This window comes from Streptomyces celluloflavus (assembly GCA_000720995.1).
Lineage (GTDB): Bacteria > Actinomycetota > Actinomycetes > Streptomycetales > Streptomycetaceae > Streptomyces > Streptomyces celluloflavus.
On sequence record JOEL01000015.1, the window covers coordinates 181,191 to 195,821 of the forward strand.

A 14,631-nucleotide genomic window follows, 5' to 3' on the forward strand; every position below is an offset into this window, starting at 1 on the left:
TTTTCATGCCGGCTCGCCGGCTTTTCCGTGCGGGTTGACCGGCCGGGCACCTCTGCGCGTTCCCGTACGTACTCCACGTAGCTGATTCGCGCTCCGCGGTTCCGGGAAGTCAGGGGAAGATCCTGCTGGAGAAGTAGGGACGCGTCTTTGCCAAGCCATTACGCTTGCGTCAAGGCCGCGCAGGGCGGCCATGGAGGAGTGAGATGAGGAGCAGCAACCCGGTCTTCTCGCGTCGGGGGTTCAGCCGCGACACCGGCTACGCGGGCTTCAACGCGCCGCCGCAGGCCGGGGGCCCCACCGCGACCCCGTACGCCGGTGCGAACCCGTACGCGACCAATCCCTACGCCCAGGGCCAGCAGAGCGCCACCCAGGCACCGCCGCAGTACACGCCGCAGACGCGTCCGATGACGATGGACGATGTCGTCGCGCGCACGGGCATGACGCTCGGCACGGTGATCGCGGGCGCGACCGTCGGCTGGCTCTTCCTGACCGAGAACCTCGGCTTCGCGATCGGCGCGGGCCTTGTCGCGATGGTGCTGGGCTTCGTCCAGTCCTTCAAGCGCAAGCCGTCGCCGGCGCTGATCCTGACCTACGCGGCGCTGGAGGGCCTCTTCCTCGGCGCGCTCAGCGGGTTCATCAACGATCTGCCGAAGATGAACGGCGCCCCCATGCAGGCGGTGCTGGGCACCATGGCGGTGTTCGTCGCCATGCTCATCGCCTACAAGACCGGCATCGTCCGGGTCACCGCCCGCTTCACCCGCTTCGTGATGATCGCCGCCCTCGGCTTCGTGCTGCTGTCGCTGGTCAACGTGCTGTTCATGGTGTTCGGCGGGGGTGACGGCCTCGGCTTCCGCAGCGGTGGCCTCGGCATCCTCTTCGGCATCGTGGGCGTGGTCCTCGGCGCGCTCTTCCTGGCGCTGGACTTCAAGCAGGTCGAGGACGGTATCGCCTACGGCGCGCCGCGTGAGGAGTCCTGGCTGGCGGCGTTCGGCCTGACCCTGACGCTGGTGTGGATCTACATGGAGATGCTGCGGCTGATCTCGATCCTGCGCGACTGACGAACCGGGCGGCACCGGGTCGTCCGAGCCGAGTCGGGAGAGACCGCACGCGAGCGGTCGTAAGAAGGGTCCGCGGGCAGAGCGCCCGCGGACCCTTCGGCGTCCCGGCCCGGCATCGCGCGGTCAGCGCTTGCGGGCGGCGCGCCTGAGGTCGTGCTCGTGGACGATCGCCTTGGCGTGTCCGTACGCCAGGTTGTGCGCGCCGCGCAGCCAGCTGACCCTCTCGTCGAAACGGAGGAGGGCGGGGCCTTCGTCAACGGTGCGGAGCCAGTCGGCGACTTCCCGGCCGGTGCACTGGGGGATACGGGAGAGCAGGTTCCGGTGGGTCTCTTCGGAGAAGAGCTGGGACATCGGCGCCTCCGGACGCGGTCGGTGCGGGTCCTTCAGCCCACCGTGCCCGAGCGTTCGGGCGTTGGCAACCACCCCGCGGTGGCGCATAGGCTCGCCAGGTGCTTGACGTGATGCCTTTGCAGAATGCCGTGGACGCCCTGGCCGACCGCCTCCGGGCGCTGCCGCAGAGCACGCTCGGCCGCGGCGCCGCGGCCGAAGGGCTCGCGCTGGCACGGGAACTGGCGGTACGCGCGCAGCGGATCGAGTCCCCGGGACGGGCGCTGTACACGCTGCCGGACGCCGGCATGTTCGCGGTCGGCGACCAGCTCGCGGTGGCCGGCCACGACCTCGTCGAGGCGCTGCGGGACGCGGACGCGACCCCCGCCGAGGACGCGAAATGGGCCCCCGCCGAGGAACTGGCCCAGGCCGTGCGGCGGGTGCGGGAGGCGGCGGAGCGCTGCTAGGGCGTGTCGTCGACGCGGCGCCCGTACCGCGGGGCCCGGTACGGCAGCGCGGGCCGGGCGTGCCCGGTACGGCCGGATTCCGCTCCGTGCGCCGCGGTCGGCCGGGTCAGAGCGAGGCGATGACGCGGTCGGCCAGGATGTAGACGCTCTCCTGGCGGCCCTCGCCCCAGGCGAAGGTCAGGGCGTACGCGCCGGAGACACCGGAGCCGCCCAGCAGCACCGGGTGGTGGCCCGCGCGCAGTGCGGCGGCGACGCTCTCGGCGGTCTCGCGGTGCCCGGGGGTCAGACAGAGCGTGGTGCCGTCGGTGAAGACATAGACGTCCAGCGTGCCCAGCGGGCCGGGGCGCACGTCCGCGAGCGGGGTGCCCTGCCGGGACAGCTCCTCCAGGCGCGCGACGGTGCGCTCGTGGTCGCCGATGACGGGGGTGGGGGAGAACTCCGGGTGCGAGGGGTGGCGCCGGCGGGCGGCGGCCAGTTCCGCGGACTCGGCCTCCTCGACGGGCCCGAACTCCGGTCCGTCCAGGGCCTCCAGGGCCTCGACGGACTCCAGCGCGCCCATCGGCTCCAGGGCGTCCGGGCCCAGCAGCGGTTCCAGACCGGCCAGGTCCGCCTGCCGGGGCAGGAACGGCTGGCCGTCGAGCCGGTCCAGGTCGAGCCGCTCGGACAGTTCGCGCCCGTCCGCGCGGGCGTCCAGCGGGCCCTCCTCGCCGATGCCGATCAGCCCGCCGAGCAGGGACGGCGCGTCGGCGGCGTCCCGGGCCTCCTGGGCGGCCCAGAACGCGCGGGCCTCGGCCAGTTCGCGCTCCCGCTCCTCGGCCAGCGCGTCCGCGACGGCGGCACGTATATCGGCGAGCGGCGTCTCGGCGACCGGGGTGGCGCGGGCGGCCGGGATGGCCGCACCGGCGGTGGCGGTGGTGGTGTCCGTGCGGGCGGCGATCAGCTCGGCGTGCAGGTCGGTGAGCTGGCGGCGCAGCGCGCGGACGGTGTGCAGGGCCGCCGCGCCCAGTGCCACGGCGAGGGCCGCGGCCACCAGCAGGACGAGGGTGATGAGGCTCATGCGTCCTCCCCGCTTCGCTCGACTGCCCCGTAGGCGCGGGGCGCGCACCTGTTTGTGGTTCCCTCGACGCGCTCGCTCACTGGCGTACTCCTGATAGCAGAATGTCCCCCGACTTCCTACCTCAGCCTGACGGTCGACGGCGACCGTTCACAGTGCGCTTTGTCCTGAAATGAGGGGGGCTTTGGGCCCGGTGCGCCCCGGGGTCCCCCTTTTGACCTGCGAGAACACGACTCCCCCAGGTGATTGGTCACAATCCTGGGGGAGATTCGGTCGCGATCTTGTTACTTGGGTGACGCGCATCACGCGGGGTCGCTGTGCGTGCCTGGACGGGAGCGAAGGGTGTGTGCGGAGGGGGAGTTGGGGCCGTGTGGTGCGCCCGGCCGCTCTTCTCTCCCCGACCCCTACCCTCCGCTGCGGCTCAGCTCATCCTCGCGGGCTTGTCGGTCGCGCTTCGCTTCGCCTGCGCTGCGGGCAGGTGCCGGGTACTCGTTCCTCGCACCCGACCCCTACCCTCCGCTACGGCTCAGCTCAGCCGCACGGGTTTGTCGGTCGGGCTTCGCTTCGCCTCCGCTGCGGGCAGGTGCCGGGCACTCGTTCCTCGCACCCGGCCCCTACCCTCCGCTACGGCTCAGCTCATCCTCTCCAGCACCATCGCCATGCCCTGGCCGCCGCCCACGCACATCGTCTCCAGAGCGAACTGCTTGTCGTGCCACTGGAGGGAGTTGATCAGGGTGGTGGTGATGCGGGCGCCGGTCATGCCGAAGGGGTGGCCGACGGCGATGGCGCCGCCGTTGACGTTCAGGCGGTCCAGGTCGATGCCCAGGGCGCGGTAGGAGGGGATCACCTGGGCGGCGAACGCCTCGTTGATCTCGACCAGGTCGATGTCGGAGACCGACAGGCCGGCGCGGGCCAGCGCCTGCTTGGACGCCTCGACCGGGCCGTACCCCATGATCTCGGGGGAGAGGGCGGAGACGCCGGTGGAGACGATGCGGGCCAGCGGGGTCAGGCCCAGCTCGCGCGCCTTGGTGTCGGACATGATCACCAGCGCCGCGGCGCCGTCGTTCAGCGGGCAGCAGTTGCCGGCCGTCACCAGACCGTCGGGGCGGAAGACCGGCTTGAGGCCCTGGACGCCCTCCATGCTGACCCCCGCCCGCGGACCGTCGTCCTTGCTGACGACCGTGCCGTCGGGGAGCGTGACGGGGGTGATCTCCCGCTCCCAGAACCCGTTCTTGATCGCTTGCTCGGCGAGGTTCTGGGACCGTACGCCGAACTCGTCCATGTCCTGGCGGGTGATGCCCTTGAGGCGGGCGAGGTTCTCCGCGGTCTGGCCCATCGCGATGTACGCATCCGGGACCAGGCCGTCGGCGCGCGGGTCGTGCCAGTCGCTGCCCCCCTGCTCGGCGCGGGCGGCGGTGCGGGCCTCGGCGTCGGCGAAGAGCGGGTTGTGGGTCTCCGGCATACCGTCGGAGGTGCCCTTGACCGAGCGGGAGACCATCTCGACGCCGGCCGAGATGAAGACATCGCCCTCGCCCGCCTTGATGGCGTGCATCGCCATCCGGGAGGTCTGGAGGGAGGACGAGCAGTAGCGGGTGACCGTGCAGCCGGGGAGGTGGTCCATCCCCATCTGGACGGCCACGATGCGGCCGAGGTTGTGGCCCTGCTCGCCGCCGGGCAGTCCGCAGCCGAGCATCAGGTCGTCGATGTCGGCGGGGTCCAGCTCGGGGACCTTGGCGAGGGCGGTCTCGATGATCTTCGCGGTCAGGTCGTCGGGACGCAGCTCCTTGAGCGAGCCCTTGAAGGCGCGGCCGATCGGGGAGCGGGCGGCTGAGACGATCACGGCTTCGGGCATCACGGCTCCTGAGGGCGGGAAGAGGGCGGACTGTGAGGGAAGTTACCCGTACGTAGTGCCGAGGTCACGGGGTGCGCGCTGTGATGCGGGACTCTTTTCTAAGCGGGCGCTTATGTAGGTGTGCGGCGGGGCGGACGGTGGGTGCGGGGGCGGGTGCGTGGGCGGGGGCGGACGGTGGGTGCGGGGCGCCTACTGCGTCACCGGTGGACCCGGGGCCGTCTCCGGGGCCGGCAGCTGACGGCGCCTGCGGTGCTTGAGCAGCGCCCAGGGGGTACGGGTGGCGGCGACCTCCGTACCGCCCTCGGCGGCGGCCTCCGCGGCCGCCTGCTCGACCGGCAGGATGCCCTCGTGGCGGGCAGGCTCCGGCCGTTCGTCCTCCGGCCACAGGCCGAGCGCCGCGCCCAGCGTCGGCAGCAGGGCCATCGCGGCGGTGGCGTAACCCTCCGCCGACGGATGGTAGTTGTCCGGGCCGAACAGCTCCCGCGGCCGCGCCTCGAACTCGGGGCCGAGCAGCGCGCCGAGCGAGACCGTCCGGCCGCCGCTCTCCACCACGCCGATCGTCTGGGCGGCCGCGAGCTGCCGGGAGAGCCGGCGGGCCACCCAGCGCAGCGGCTGGTAGACCGGCTCGATGGTGCCCAGGTCGGGACAGGTGCCGACGACGACCTCGCAGCCCGCCGCGCGCAGGGCGCTCACCGCCTCGGACAGATGGTGTACGGACCGCGCGGGCGGCATCCGGCGGGTGACGTCGTTCGCGCCGATCATGATGACGCAGACGTCCGGGACCGTGTCACCGTCCGCCAGCAGCAGCGCCACCTGGCGCTCCAGATCGTCGGACCGGGCGCCGGGCAGCGCCACGTTGCGGAAGTCCACCGGCAGTTCGGCGAGCGCGGCCAGGCCGGAGGCGAGCAGCGCGCCCGGGGTCTGGTGGGCGCGGTGCACGCCCTGGCCGGCGGCGGTGGAGTCGCCGAGGAAGCCGAGCCGCAGCGGCGGCCGGTCGGTGCGGTGGCCGAAGGCGGCGCCGTAGCGGCCGTCGGCGCAGGGCGGGGTGTCGCTGGAGTTGCCGACCGTGCGGCGGGCCAGCCGGACCTCGGTCAGCAGCACCCCGGCGGCGGCGACCCCGAGCAGCCCGACCCCGCCGCCGCCGACCGCGGCGGCGGTCGCGATCCGCCGTGCCACCCTCGCCCTGGACATCGTCATCGGCATAGGCCGGGCACCTTCCCGTGCAGTGCGTGCGCCGCGGCCGGGCCGGCCGCGGCGCTCTCCGGTCGACGGGAACTCCGGAGCCGGGCCCGTCCCCGGAGGCCGTACGCGATGCCTTTGCCCGGGGCCCGTGCGCGGCAGCCGTACCCGGCGGATCTCCGCCGGTTCCGCGCCCGGATTCCGTGCTCCGCATCCGTACAACAGGTTGTTGCCCCGTCGGGCACGGAACGCAACGCACCGGACCTCTTCCGGACACGGGCAATAGGCTGGTCGGATGGGCGCAGGACAGCGTGCCCCCGACCGCGGAGACCACCGTGCAGTTTTACGAATCGATGATTGAGCTTGTCGGCAATACCCCGCTGGTGCGGCTCAACAGCGTCACCAAAGGAATCCAGGCCACCGTCCTGGTAAAGGTCGAGTACTTCAATCCGGGCGGGTCGGTCAAGGACCGGATCGCGGTACGGATGATCGAGGCCGCCGAGCAGTCGGGCGAGTTGCAGCCGGGCGGCACCATTGTCGAGCCGACCTCCGGGAACACCGGTGTGGGGCTGGCGATCGTGGCCCAGCAAAAGGGCTACAAGTGCATTTTCGTGTGCCCCGACAAGGTGTCGACGGACAAGATCAATGTGCTGCGGGCGTACGGGGCGGAAGTGGTGGTCTGCCCGACCGCCGTGGACCCCGAGCACCCCGACTCGTACTACAACGTCTCCGACCGCCTGGTGCGCGAGACGCCCGGCGCCTGGAAGCCCGACCAGTACAGCAACCCGAACAATCCGCGCTCGCACTACGAGACCACCGGCCCCGAGCTGTGGGAGCAGACGGACGGGCGGCTGACCCACTTCGTGGCGGGCGTCGGCACCGGCGGCACCATCAGCGGCACCGGCCGCTATCTGAAGGACGCGAGCGAGGGCCGGGTCAAGGTGATCGGCGCCGACCCGGAGGGCTCGGTCTACAGCGGCGGCTCCGGGCGCCCGTATCTGATCGAGGGCGTCGGCGAGGACTTCTGGCCGACCGCGTACGACCGTACGGTCGCGGACGAGATCGTGGCGGTCTCGGACAAGGACGCCTTCCAGATGACCCGGCGGCTGGCCAAGGAGGAGGGGCTGCTGGTCGGCGGCTCCTGCGGGATGGCGGTGGTGGCCGGTCTGGAGGTCGCCGCGCGGCTCGGCCCGGACGATGTGGTGGTCGTCCTGCTGCCCGACAGCGGCCGTGGCTACCTCTCCAAGATCTTCAATGACGAGTGGATGGCCGACTACGGCTTCCTGGAGGAGAGCGGCACCGCGGCGCGGGTGAGCGATGTCCTCGAACACAAGGAGGGCGCCCTGCCCTCGCTCGTGCACATGCACCCGGAGGAAACGGTCGGCGAGGCGATCGAGGTGCTGCGCGAGTACGGCGTCTCGCAGATGCCGATCGTCAAGCCGGGCGCCGGGCACCCCGATGTGATGGCGGCCGAGGTCGTCGGCTCGGTGGTCGAGCGCGAGCTGCTGGACGCCCTGTTCACCCAGCGCGCATCGCTCGGCGACCCCCTGGAGAAGCACATGTGCCCGCCGCTGCCGCAGGTCGGCTCGGGCGAACCGGTCGCCGATCTGATGGCGGTCCTGGAGGGCGCCGACGCGGCGGTCGTGCTGGTCGAGGGCAAGCCGAAGGGCGTGGTGAGCCGCCAGGACCTGCTGGCCTTTCTGGCGCGGGCGGCCAAGTAGGGGGTTGCCGGGTGCGCCGGTCGCCCGGTCCCGGCTCCGGCCGGGACCGGGCGGGGTGTCAGCGGGCCGGGCTCGCCCCGTGCTGCGCGGCGAGCGCGGTGATGCGGGTGGCGAGGGCGGTGTCCTTCCCGGTGATCGCGCCCCCGGCGTCATGGGTGTTCAGGGCGAACGAGACCGTGCCGTAGAGGATCCGGATCGCGGCGTGGTGGTTGGCGTCGTCCTCGGCGGCGGCGACGGCCGCGTACAGGCCGGGCACCGCCGTCCGGTCCGCCGTGAACGTCGCCGTCAGGCTGCCGTCCCGTACGGACCAGCCGGGCAGGCCGGCCAGCGCGGAATCCAGCTCGGCACCGGTCAGCGGGGGCGTGGGCATGTGGTCTCCTTCGGGTCGGACGGCTGGGCGGCCGGGGTGACAGGCCGGCGGGGCCGTCGGGCTTACGGGGCCGTGAGGCCATGGAGTCATCGGGCTTACGTGGCCCCGGGCGCCGGGGCCCTGAGGCGATCTTGTCGCCCGCCCGCCGGTGGACGCGGGAGCGGGACCCGTCCGGGGCGGTGCGTGTCGGACGGCCCGGCGCCGCCCGGATCCGCCGGGAAGCGCCGGTTCGGGCCATGCGCTTCCGTACCCGGTCCGGTGTCAAGTAACCGTCAGGGAACGGGCCGTCGGCGCAAGGCGCACGTAAGCGTCACGTGCGCGCAGCACGGGCTTAACACTCGTCCGGCACAGTGAAGACCACGGCGATACGGACCTCCGGAGCGGCTCCCGGACTCCACGGTCGTCGGGACGCGGGACCGGCCCTGACCCGGTGCGCGTCCCTTGCGGGGACCGCCGTCGTCCCGCCCCCGGTCCGCCGGGGTGCGGTGGTCCCCGCAACACCCTTCCCGCCGCTGTTTTCCCGGCTCCCGCCGCCGCGCCGGGGCACCCGCCCGACCGACTGGCCGCCCCGCGCTCTCTCCGTTCCGCCCCCGCTCACCGGCCTCCCGGTGCGGTCAGTCCCACTCGCCGTCTGCGCGGGGCGCGCGGGGCCGCAGCAGGTTCCGCAGCCCCACGCTGTGCACCGCGTTGACGCCGAGGATGCCGACCCAGGAGATGAGCAGCCCGGTCAGCCCGGCGTTCACCGCGGCGATCGCGGACAGCGGGATGGCCAGCACCAGCGAGACCGTGGCGACCGCGAACCGCTCGGCGAAGCCACCGGCGGGGAAGCCCGCCCCGCCGCCGGCCGGGCCGTCGCCGCGCCGGGGCGGTGACGCACCGCGCGCCACCTGCATCTGCTGCTCGGCCAGTTGCCGCCGCACCCGCTGGTCGACGGACTTGTCCAGCTTCTCCAGGAAGGACTCCACCAGCTCCGACTCGTACTCCGGCCCCAGCTCTTTGCGTGTCTGGAGGGTCGCGTCGAGTTCTTTCCTCAGGTCGGGGTCGTGTGTCGCCATGCTGCTGAGATTACGGGCGGCAGCGTGGCAGGTCAGTAGGGCTAACCCCCCAATCCGGCGGGGGCCGCCGCCCCCTCCCGCCCGTCCGCCGGGCCGTCCGGATCCGGTACCCGTGCCGTGTCGCGGCGGGCGACGGCCCAGTAGAGGGCGGCCGGGACGGCGAGGCCGATCAGCCAGGAGATGTCCGCGCCGCCGAGCGGTGCCACCAGGGGGCCGGTGTAGAAGTGCGTGGCGAGGAACGGGAACTGGGCCAGGACGCCGAGGACGTAGACGGACAGGGCTCCGGCGTTCCAGGCGCCGTAGCGGCCGGCCGGATCGCCGAGCGCCGGGATGTCGTACCGCTCCTTGGAGATGAGGTAGTAGTCGACGAGGTTGATCGCCGACCACGGGGTGAAGAAGGTCAGCAGGAAGAGCAGGAAGTCCTTGAACGAGGAGAGGAAGGAATCCTTGCCGAGCAGGGCCACGGCGGTGCCGGCGACCATGATTCCGGCGATGTAGAGGGACCGGGCGCGCGGCGAGACCGTGGGGGTGCCGCTCCCGGCCGCCCCGGGGCGGCGGAAGCCGCTGACGCTGGTGACCAGCGACATGAAGCCGCCGTAGGTGTTGAGGATGTTGATGGTGAGCTTGCCGAGGGCGATGACGAAGTAGAGGAACGCGGCGGTCAGACCGGTGCCGCCGAGGCCCACGAGGTAGGTGACCTCATGGCCCACGAAGGCGGCGGGGGCGGCGGCCGCCGCCAGTACGCCGAAGGCCATCGACCACTGCGCGCCGAGCACCGAGCCGGACAGCGTCCACCAGAAGGTGGCGCGCGCCGAGGTGTGGCGCGGGAGGTAGCGCGAGTAGTCCGCGACGTACGGGCCGAACGCGAGCTGCCAGGAGGCCGACAGGGAGACGGCGAGCAGGAAGACGGGCAGGCCGAAACCGCGGTCGTGGAGCAGATCGGCGAGGTCGGCGCGCTGGAGGAGGCGCGCGCCCAGGTAGAGGAAGGCGAGCGCGCAGACGAGGCCGGCGATCCGGCCCAGGACGTGGACCAGGCGGTAGCCGACGGCGGCGGCGACGGCGGTGACCACGGCGAAGAGGACGATGCCGGGCGTCTCACCGAGGTGGGTGAGCCGGCCGACCGCCTGACCGGCCAGTACGGTGCCGCTGGCGAAGAACCCGAGGTACATCACGATGACCAGCGCGAGCGGGACCACCGCGCCGCGGACGCCGAACTGGGCGCGCGAGGTGATCATCTGTGGCAGCCCCAGGCGGGGGCCCTGCGCCGCGTGCAGGGCCATCACCGCACCGCCCAGGAGGTTGCCGAGCAGCAGGCCGATCAGCGACCAGAAGGCGTTCGCCCCGAAGACGACGGCCAGCGCGCCGGTGATGACGGCGGTGATCTGGAGATTGGCGCCGAGCCAGAGCGTGAACTGGCTGAAGGGGCGCCCGTGCCGTTCCTCGTCGGGGACGACGTCGATCGAGTGCCGTTCCACCACACCTGCCATGGGTGCCGCCTCCCCGAGCCGCCTGTATGGGTTCATGCAGGATCGGCGCAGGTGAATGGAAGGTCAATAGGCCGGGGGCAGTTGGTGATCAATGGATGGGTGGCCCCCCGCTGTCGATCGCCGGTCGCCGGCCGCCGTGGCGCAGGGGCGGGGCGGTGGCCGGGTGCGGGCCCGGCGAGTTGTACGGCCCGGACGGTCGGCGGACGATGGGTGGAGCGCGGGGGCGAACAGGTGCGGGGTGAGCCATGGCGACACCTTCAACGGATGTGGGCGGCGGCCGCCCCCGGGGCGGTCCGGCGGAATCCGGATCGCGGGGCGGTCCGGCGGAATCCGGCGGGCGCGAGACGGTCATCCGTACCGAAGGTCTGACGAAGGTCTACCCCAAGACGGGTTTCGCGGCGGTGGACCGGCTGGACCTCCGGGTCTACCGGGGCGAGATCTTCGGTCTGCTGGGACCCAACGGCGCCGGCAAGACCACCACGGTCGGCATGCTGACCACCCGGGTGGTGCCCACCGGCGGCTCCGCGTACATCGGGGACATCGATGTGATCGCCCACCCGACGCTCGCCAAGCAGATCAGTGCCGTGGTCACCCAGGAGAACACCCTGGACCGCGCGCTGACCGTCTGGGAGAACCTCTATTACCACGGCCTGCTCTTCGGCATTCCCAGCCGCCGGTCCCGCCGCCAGGCCGATGAACTCCTCGAACGGTTTCACCTGTCCAAATGGTCGGCGGCATCGGTGTACGCGCTGTCCGGCGGTATGGCCCAGCGGCTGCTGGTGGCGCGGGCGATATTCCACCGGCCGGCCGTGCTCTTTCTGGACGAGCCGACCGCGGGGCTCGATCCGCAGAGCCGGCTGGCGCTCTGGGACGTACTGGACCGGCTGATCGCCGATGGCCAGACCATCCTGCTCACCACGCACAACATGGAAGAGGCCGACCATCTCTGCGATCGGGTGGCGATCATCGACCACGGCAGAATTCTGGCCCTCGACAATCCGGGCGCGCTCAAGGAGAGCGTCGGGGCCGACACCGTCGTCACGGTCGCCACCAGTGGTGACGCCGGTGAACTGGCGGACCGGCTGCGGCGGGACATCGGCAGTGTGGTGCGCACCCGCCTGGTCGACGGCGGCGTCGAACTCCAGGTGAAAGGGAACGACCGGATTCTCTCCCGGGTCGTGGCGAGCGCCGAGGCCGGCGGTTTCGATCTCGTCGATCTCTCGATTTCCGAAAGCAGCCTGGAGACGGTGTTCATCGGTCTCACCGGAAAGGAGCTGAGGGACTGATGGCCCGCTCCGCCACCCCTCCGGTGCCGGCCCGCCCGGCCGACGGCCGTATCACCGTACGGCCCGCCCGGTCCGCGGCGGCGTCGAGCCGCTCGGCGCTGGCGGCGCTCATCCGGCGGGATCTCGCGGTGCTCGGCAAGAACTTCGGCGAGTTCGTGGGCCGCACCCTCATGCAGCCGTTCCTGCTGGTTTTCGTCTTTCTTTACGTCTTCCCCACCATCGGCCAGGGCATCGGTTCGGGCGGCGGCCGGGCCGGTGAATCGGCGTTCGCGACCGTGCTGGTACCGGGCGTGGTCTCGATCGCCATCATGTTCCAGGGCATTCAGTCGGTGGCCATTCAGATGTCCACGGAGTTCGGCTACACCCGGGAGATCGAGGACCGGGTGCAGGCGCCGTGCCCGATCTGGCTGGTGGCCATCGCCAGAGTGCTGTCGGGCGCGGCCCAGGGGCTGATCTCCGCGGTCATCGTGCTGCCGATCGCGGCGGTGGTGCACGCACCGGGCGTCCACGCGGAGCTGAGTATTCACTGGTGGATCGTGATCACGCTGATTCCGCTGGCCTGTATCACCATGACCTCGCTCGGACTGCTGCTGGGCACCACCTTCCAGCCCCGGAACATCGGCGTCATGTTCGGGTTCGTGGTATTGCCACTGGTCTTTCTGGGCGGCACCTATTACCAGTGGACCAAGCTCTCCATGGTCCATATAGGCGGATTTCACTGGCTCCAGATCCTGGTGCTCGTCAACCCCTTGATCTACCTCACCGAGGGAATGCGGGCCGGCTTCACCGAGACCTCGCACATGCCTCTCTATATCGTCTACCCGGCGCTCGTGGGCCTCTGCGCGCTCTTTCTCGGTCTGGGCCTCCGCAATTTCCGCCGCCGCGTACTGTCCTGAGGAATCCGGCCCCGGGATATCCCGGCCCCGGAGACTTCCCGGACGCCGTATCACGCGAGCGGGTTGGGCAGCGGTGCCCACAGGTCACCCGGCGGCGCTCCTTCCAGGCGCATCAACGTGAGCGCCTTGACCGGCAGTTCCGCGCCGAACAGCGCCGCACGGTCGGCGCGGTTCTCCCCGGTGGCGGGCAGATCGTCGTAGGCGCGGCGCGCCTCGGCGGCGACGGCGGCCCACAGCCGCGTCTCGGTGTTCCGGTCGCCCTCGGCGAGCGCGGAGACCAGGCTGCTCAGCGTGGTCCCGATCAGATGGCCGAAGAGCCTGCCGCGCAGCACGGCCGGGTCGTCGCTGATCACCTTGTTGCCGAGGGGCGGAACCGGGAACCCGCGGTGCGCCAGCCTGGCGGGACTCAGGCGGATGTCGGCCAGGTCGCGATAGACGAAGCGGCACGGCCGGGCCTCCTCGTCGAGGACGACCAGCAGATTCTGCCCGTGCGCCGCCAGCGCCACGCCCCAGGAGAGCAGGCGCAGCATCGGGGGCAGCACCGACCGGGCGAAGGACGCCAGCCAGTCGACGGTGTTCCGGCCGGCCCCGGCGGCGGCCAGCAGCGAGCGGATCAGCGGCGGTCCGCCGTCGGCCGGGCGCGCGGTGAGGGCCGCCACCGGCAGCACCGTTTCGCCCGCGCGCAGGCGCGCGGCATCGGCCGGCGACTCGCGCAGCAGGGCGGCGAGGTCGGGGCTGGGCACACCGTCCACGACGGCGCAGGCCGCGGCAAGGTTGCGGGCGATCCCGAGCCGCCCGTCCAGCCGCCCCACGACATCCGACAGCAGCGCGGACAGCGGTGTGCTGTTCGTGACCGCACCTGCCGAGATGTCCCGGATCTGGCTGGTCATCAGCATGGTGAGTGCCGTCTTGAGGTGCGGTCCCCCGGCGAGCGGGGCGAAGGTCCGCACGGTCATCAGCGGGCGGGCGGGGATCGCTCCGACGGCGAACAACTGGTGCCCGAGTCCTGGCAGCACCTGCCGGCTCTGCCAGGGGTGTACGGGCAGCAGCAGCCGGTCACCGTCCCGCAGCCAGGCCGGCCATGGCCCCGCGACGCGGCAGCGGTCGGCCGGGACCGCCACCAGATCCACGCCGACGACCGGCCGGTGCTCCGGCCCGTAGGCCAGCTGGTCGGCCACCGAGAAGCCGGGGCGGCTGCGGCAGCAGGGGTGGTACGGATGGCCGTCGATGACGCTCTGCTCGAAGTACGCGAGCGAACGGTCGGCCGCGCCCGTCCCGGACACCTCGGCATCGGCGGCCCCGGCCAGGGAGAGCGCCAGAGAGGCGACGCTGTGGTCCAGTTCGGCCGTGAGGGCGGCGGCACCGGGCATCCCGATCGCGGTGAGCAATTCGGCCGGATGGGCGTACGCGCGGCCGTCCAGCCGCACCGTCGGCCGGTCCCCGGGCGTGCCGAGATCGTGCGGCAGCCGGGGCGGTCCGCTCAGCACCCGGCCGTCGTCGAGCCCGGCGCTGCCGCGGTGCCCGTCACGCACCGCCACGCCCGGCAGCGGTTCGTACAGCAGCGCCCGCCACAGGCGCCCGAGGACGGCGGCGCGCGCCGGGGGCAGCGCGTCGGCGTAGGCGCCGGAGAGGCCGGGGCGCACGGCGGCCAGTTCGGCGGCGAAGGCCGCCTCAAGGGCGCGCGGCGTCGGATGCGGCGAGTCGTGTCCGATGTCGGGATTCACGAAAGGTCGGTACCCTCCCGACTTTGCGGCAAATCGCGGTCACGAACCGTAAAAGACGTATTGCGCGGGGTGTGGAACGGGGCATTCATGAAGAGGCAGCCCCTATGGACAGTCCCTATGGACAGCCCCTTGACGTCGGCTTATGGCACCCCGTG

The 14,631-nt window shown here is 72.0% G+C and carries 13 protein-coding genes; 5 read left to right on the top strand and 8 right to left on the bottom strand.

Features of this window, described 5'->3' with window-relative positions; translation table 11 throughout:
* Positions 1–203 precede the first annotated feature (203 nt).
* A complete protein-coding gene (locus IH09_RS16805; protein ID WP_052857070.1) occupies positions 204–1,058 on the top strand; it encodes a Bax inhibitor-1/YccA family protein in 855 nt (284 codons plus the stop codon).
* Between the two features lie 123 nt (positions 1,059–1,181).
* On the opposite strand, the gene IH09_RS16810 is transcribed toward IH09_RS16805, so the two are convergent.
* Complete coding sequence (locus tag IH09_RS16810; protein WP_052857071.1) at positions 1,182–1,409, bottom strand: DUF4287 domain-containing protein; 228 nt, start codon at positions 1,407–1,409, stop codon at positions 1,182–1,184.
* A 110-nt stretch (positions 1,410–1,519) separates the two neighbouring features.
* Here IH09_RS16810 and IH09_RS16815 point away from each other — a divergent pair, with 110 nt between their 5' ends.
* On the top strand, positions 1,520–1,852 hold the full coding sequence (locus tag IH09_RS16815) for a hypothetical protein (RefSeq protein ID WP_094794264.1): 333 nt from the start codon (positions 1,520–1,522) through the stop codon (positions 1,850–1,852).
* Positions 1,853–1,958: 106 nt separating this feature from the next.
* Here IH09_RS16815 and IH09_RS16820 read toward each other — a convergent pair whose 3' ends face one another.
* The 3 genes from IH09_RS16820 to IH09_RS16830 all read right to left on the bottom strand — a co-directional run bounded on the left by IH09_RS16820 (position 1,959) and on the right by IH09_RS16830 (position 5,961).
* Positions 1,959–2,909 (bottom strand): hypothetical protein, encoded by a 951-nt coding sequence (locus IH09_RS16820; protein WP_052857073.1) that lies wholly within the window; start codon positions 2,907–2,909, stop codon positions 1,959–1,961.
* A 628-nt stretch (positions 2,910–3,537) separates the two neighbouring features.
* Positions 3,538–4,758 (bottom strand): acetyl-CoA C-acetyltransferase, encoded by a 1,221-nt coding sequence (locus IH09_RS16825; RefSeq protein WP_052857074.1) that lies wholly within the window; start codon positions 4,756–4,758, stop codon positions 3,538–3,540.
* A gap of 189 nt (positions 4,759–4,947) precedes the next feature.
* Positions 4,948–5,961 carry an SGNH/GDSL hydrolase family protein gene (locus tag IH09_RS16830; protein WP_052857075.1) on the bottom strand — a complete coding sequence of 338 codons (1,014 nt, stop codon included), beginning with the start codon at positions 5,959–5,961 and terminating at the stop codon, positions 4,948–4,950.
* A 311-nt stretch (positions 5,962–6,272) separates the two neighbouring features.
* Here IH09_RS16830 and IH09_RS16835 point away from each other — a divergent pair, with 311 nt between their 5' ends.
* Entirely contained in the window at positions 6,273–7,658 is a 1,386-nt protein-coding gene (locus IH09_RS16835; protein ID WP_052857143.1) for a cystathionine beta-synthase, read from the top strand.
* Between the two features lie 58 nt (positions 7,659–7,716).
* On the opposite strand, the gene IH09_RS16840 is transcribed toward IH09_RS16835, so the two are convergent.
* The 3 genes from IH09_RS16840 to IH09_RS16850 all read right to left on the bottom strand — a co-directional run bounded on the left by IH09_RS16840 (position 7,717) and on the right by IH09_RS16850 (position 10,570).
* Positions 7,717–8,028: a 4a-hydroxytetrahydrobiopterin dehydratase gene (locus tag IH09_RS16840; protein ID WP_052857076.1), complete on the bottom strand. Its 312-nt coding sequence runs from the start codon at positions 8,026–8,028 to the stop codon at positions 7,717–7,719.
* Between the two features lie 614 nt (positions 8,029–8,642).
* A complete protein-coding gene (locus tag IH09_RS16845) occupies positions 8,643–9,083 on the bottom strand; it encodes a hypothetical protein (protein WP_052857077.1) in 441 nt (146 codons plus the stop codon).
* Between the two features lie 41 nt (positions 9,084–9,124).
* The gene (locus IH09_RS16850) at positions 9,125–10,570 is read right to left on the bottom strand and encodes a purine-cytosine permease family protein (RefSeq protein WP_052857078.1); all 1,446 of its coding nucleotides are present in this window, start codon (positions 10,568–10,570) and stop codon (positions 9,125–9,127) included.
* A 245-nt stretch (positions 10,571–10,815) separates the two neighbouring features.
* Between IH09_RS16850 and IH09_RS16855 the strand changes: the two genes are divergently transcribed.
* Positions 10,816–11,856 (top strand): ATP-binding cassette domain-containing protein, encoded by a 1,041-nt coding sequence (locus IH09_RS16855; protein WP_110952361.1) that lies wholly within the window; start codon positions 10,816–10,818, stop codon positions 11,854–11,856.
* Positions 11,856–12,752: an ABC transporter permease gene (locus IH09_RS16860; RefSeq protein ID WP_052857079.1), complete on the top strand. Its 897-nt coding sequence runs from the start codon at positions 11,856–11,858 to the stop codon at positions 12,750–12,752. The genes IH09_RS16855 and IH09_RS16860 overlap by 1 nt, the downstream gene beginning before the upstream one ends.
* A gap of 50 nt (positions 12,753–12,802) precedes the next feature.
* On the opposite strand, the gene IH09_RS16865 is transcribed toward IH09_RS16860, so the two are convergent.
* On the bottom strand, positions 12,803–14,476 hold the full coding sequence (locus IH09_RS16865) for an IucA/IucC family protein (protein ID WP_318279476.1): 1,674 nt from the start codon (positions 14,474–14,476) through the stop codon (positions 12,803–12,805).
* Positions 14,477–14,631: the final 155 nt, after the last annotated feature.

Bases quoted from the DNA above. Each gene is read 5' to 3' on its own strand.
- IH09_RS16805 (WP_052857070.1), top strand. From the start codon at position 204: ATGAGGAGCAGCAACCCGGTCTTCTCGCGTCGGGGGTTCAGCCGCGAC.
- IH09_RS16810 (WP_052857071.1), bottom strand. From the start codon at position 1,409: ATGTCCCAGCTCTTCTCCGAAGAGACCCACCGGAACCTGCTCTCCCGT.
- IH09_RS16815 (WP_094794264.1), top strand. From the start codon at position 1,520: ATGCCTTTGCAGAATGCCGTGGACGCCCTGGCCGACCGCCTCCGGGCG.
- IH09_RS16820 (WP_052857073.1), bottom strand. From the start codon at position 2,909: ATGAGCCTCATCACCCTCGTCCTGCTGGTGGCCGCGGCCCTCGCCGTG.
- IH09_RS16825 (WP_052857074.1), bottom strand. From the start codon at position 4,758: ATGCCCGAAGCCGTGATCGTCTCAGCCGCCCGCTCCCCGATCGGCCGC.
- IH09_RS16830 (WP_052857075.1), bottom strand. From the start codon at position 5,961: ATGCCGATGACGATGTCCAGGGCGAGGGTGGCACGGCGGATCGCGACC.
- IH09_RS16840 (WP_052857076.1), bottom strand. From the start codon at position 8,028: ATGCCCACGCCCCCGCTGACCGGTGCCGAGCTGGATTCCGCGCTGGCC.
- IH09_RS16845 (WP_052857077.1), bottom strand. From the start codon at position 9,083: ATGGCGACACACGACCCCGACCTGAGGAAAGAACTCGACGCGACCCTC.
- IH09_RS16850 (WP_052857078.1), bottom strand. From the start codon at position 10,570: ATGGCAGGTGTGGTGGAACGGCACTCGATCGACGTCGTCCCCGACGAG.
- IH09_RS16855 (WP_110952361.1), top strand. From the start codon at position 10,816: ATGGCGACACCTTCAACGGATGTGGGCGGCGGCCGCCCCCGGGGCGGT.
- IH09_RS16860 (WP_052857079.1), top strand. From the start codon at position 11,856: ATGGCCCGCTCCGCCACCCCTCCGGTGCCGGCCCGCCCGGCCGACGGC.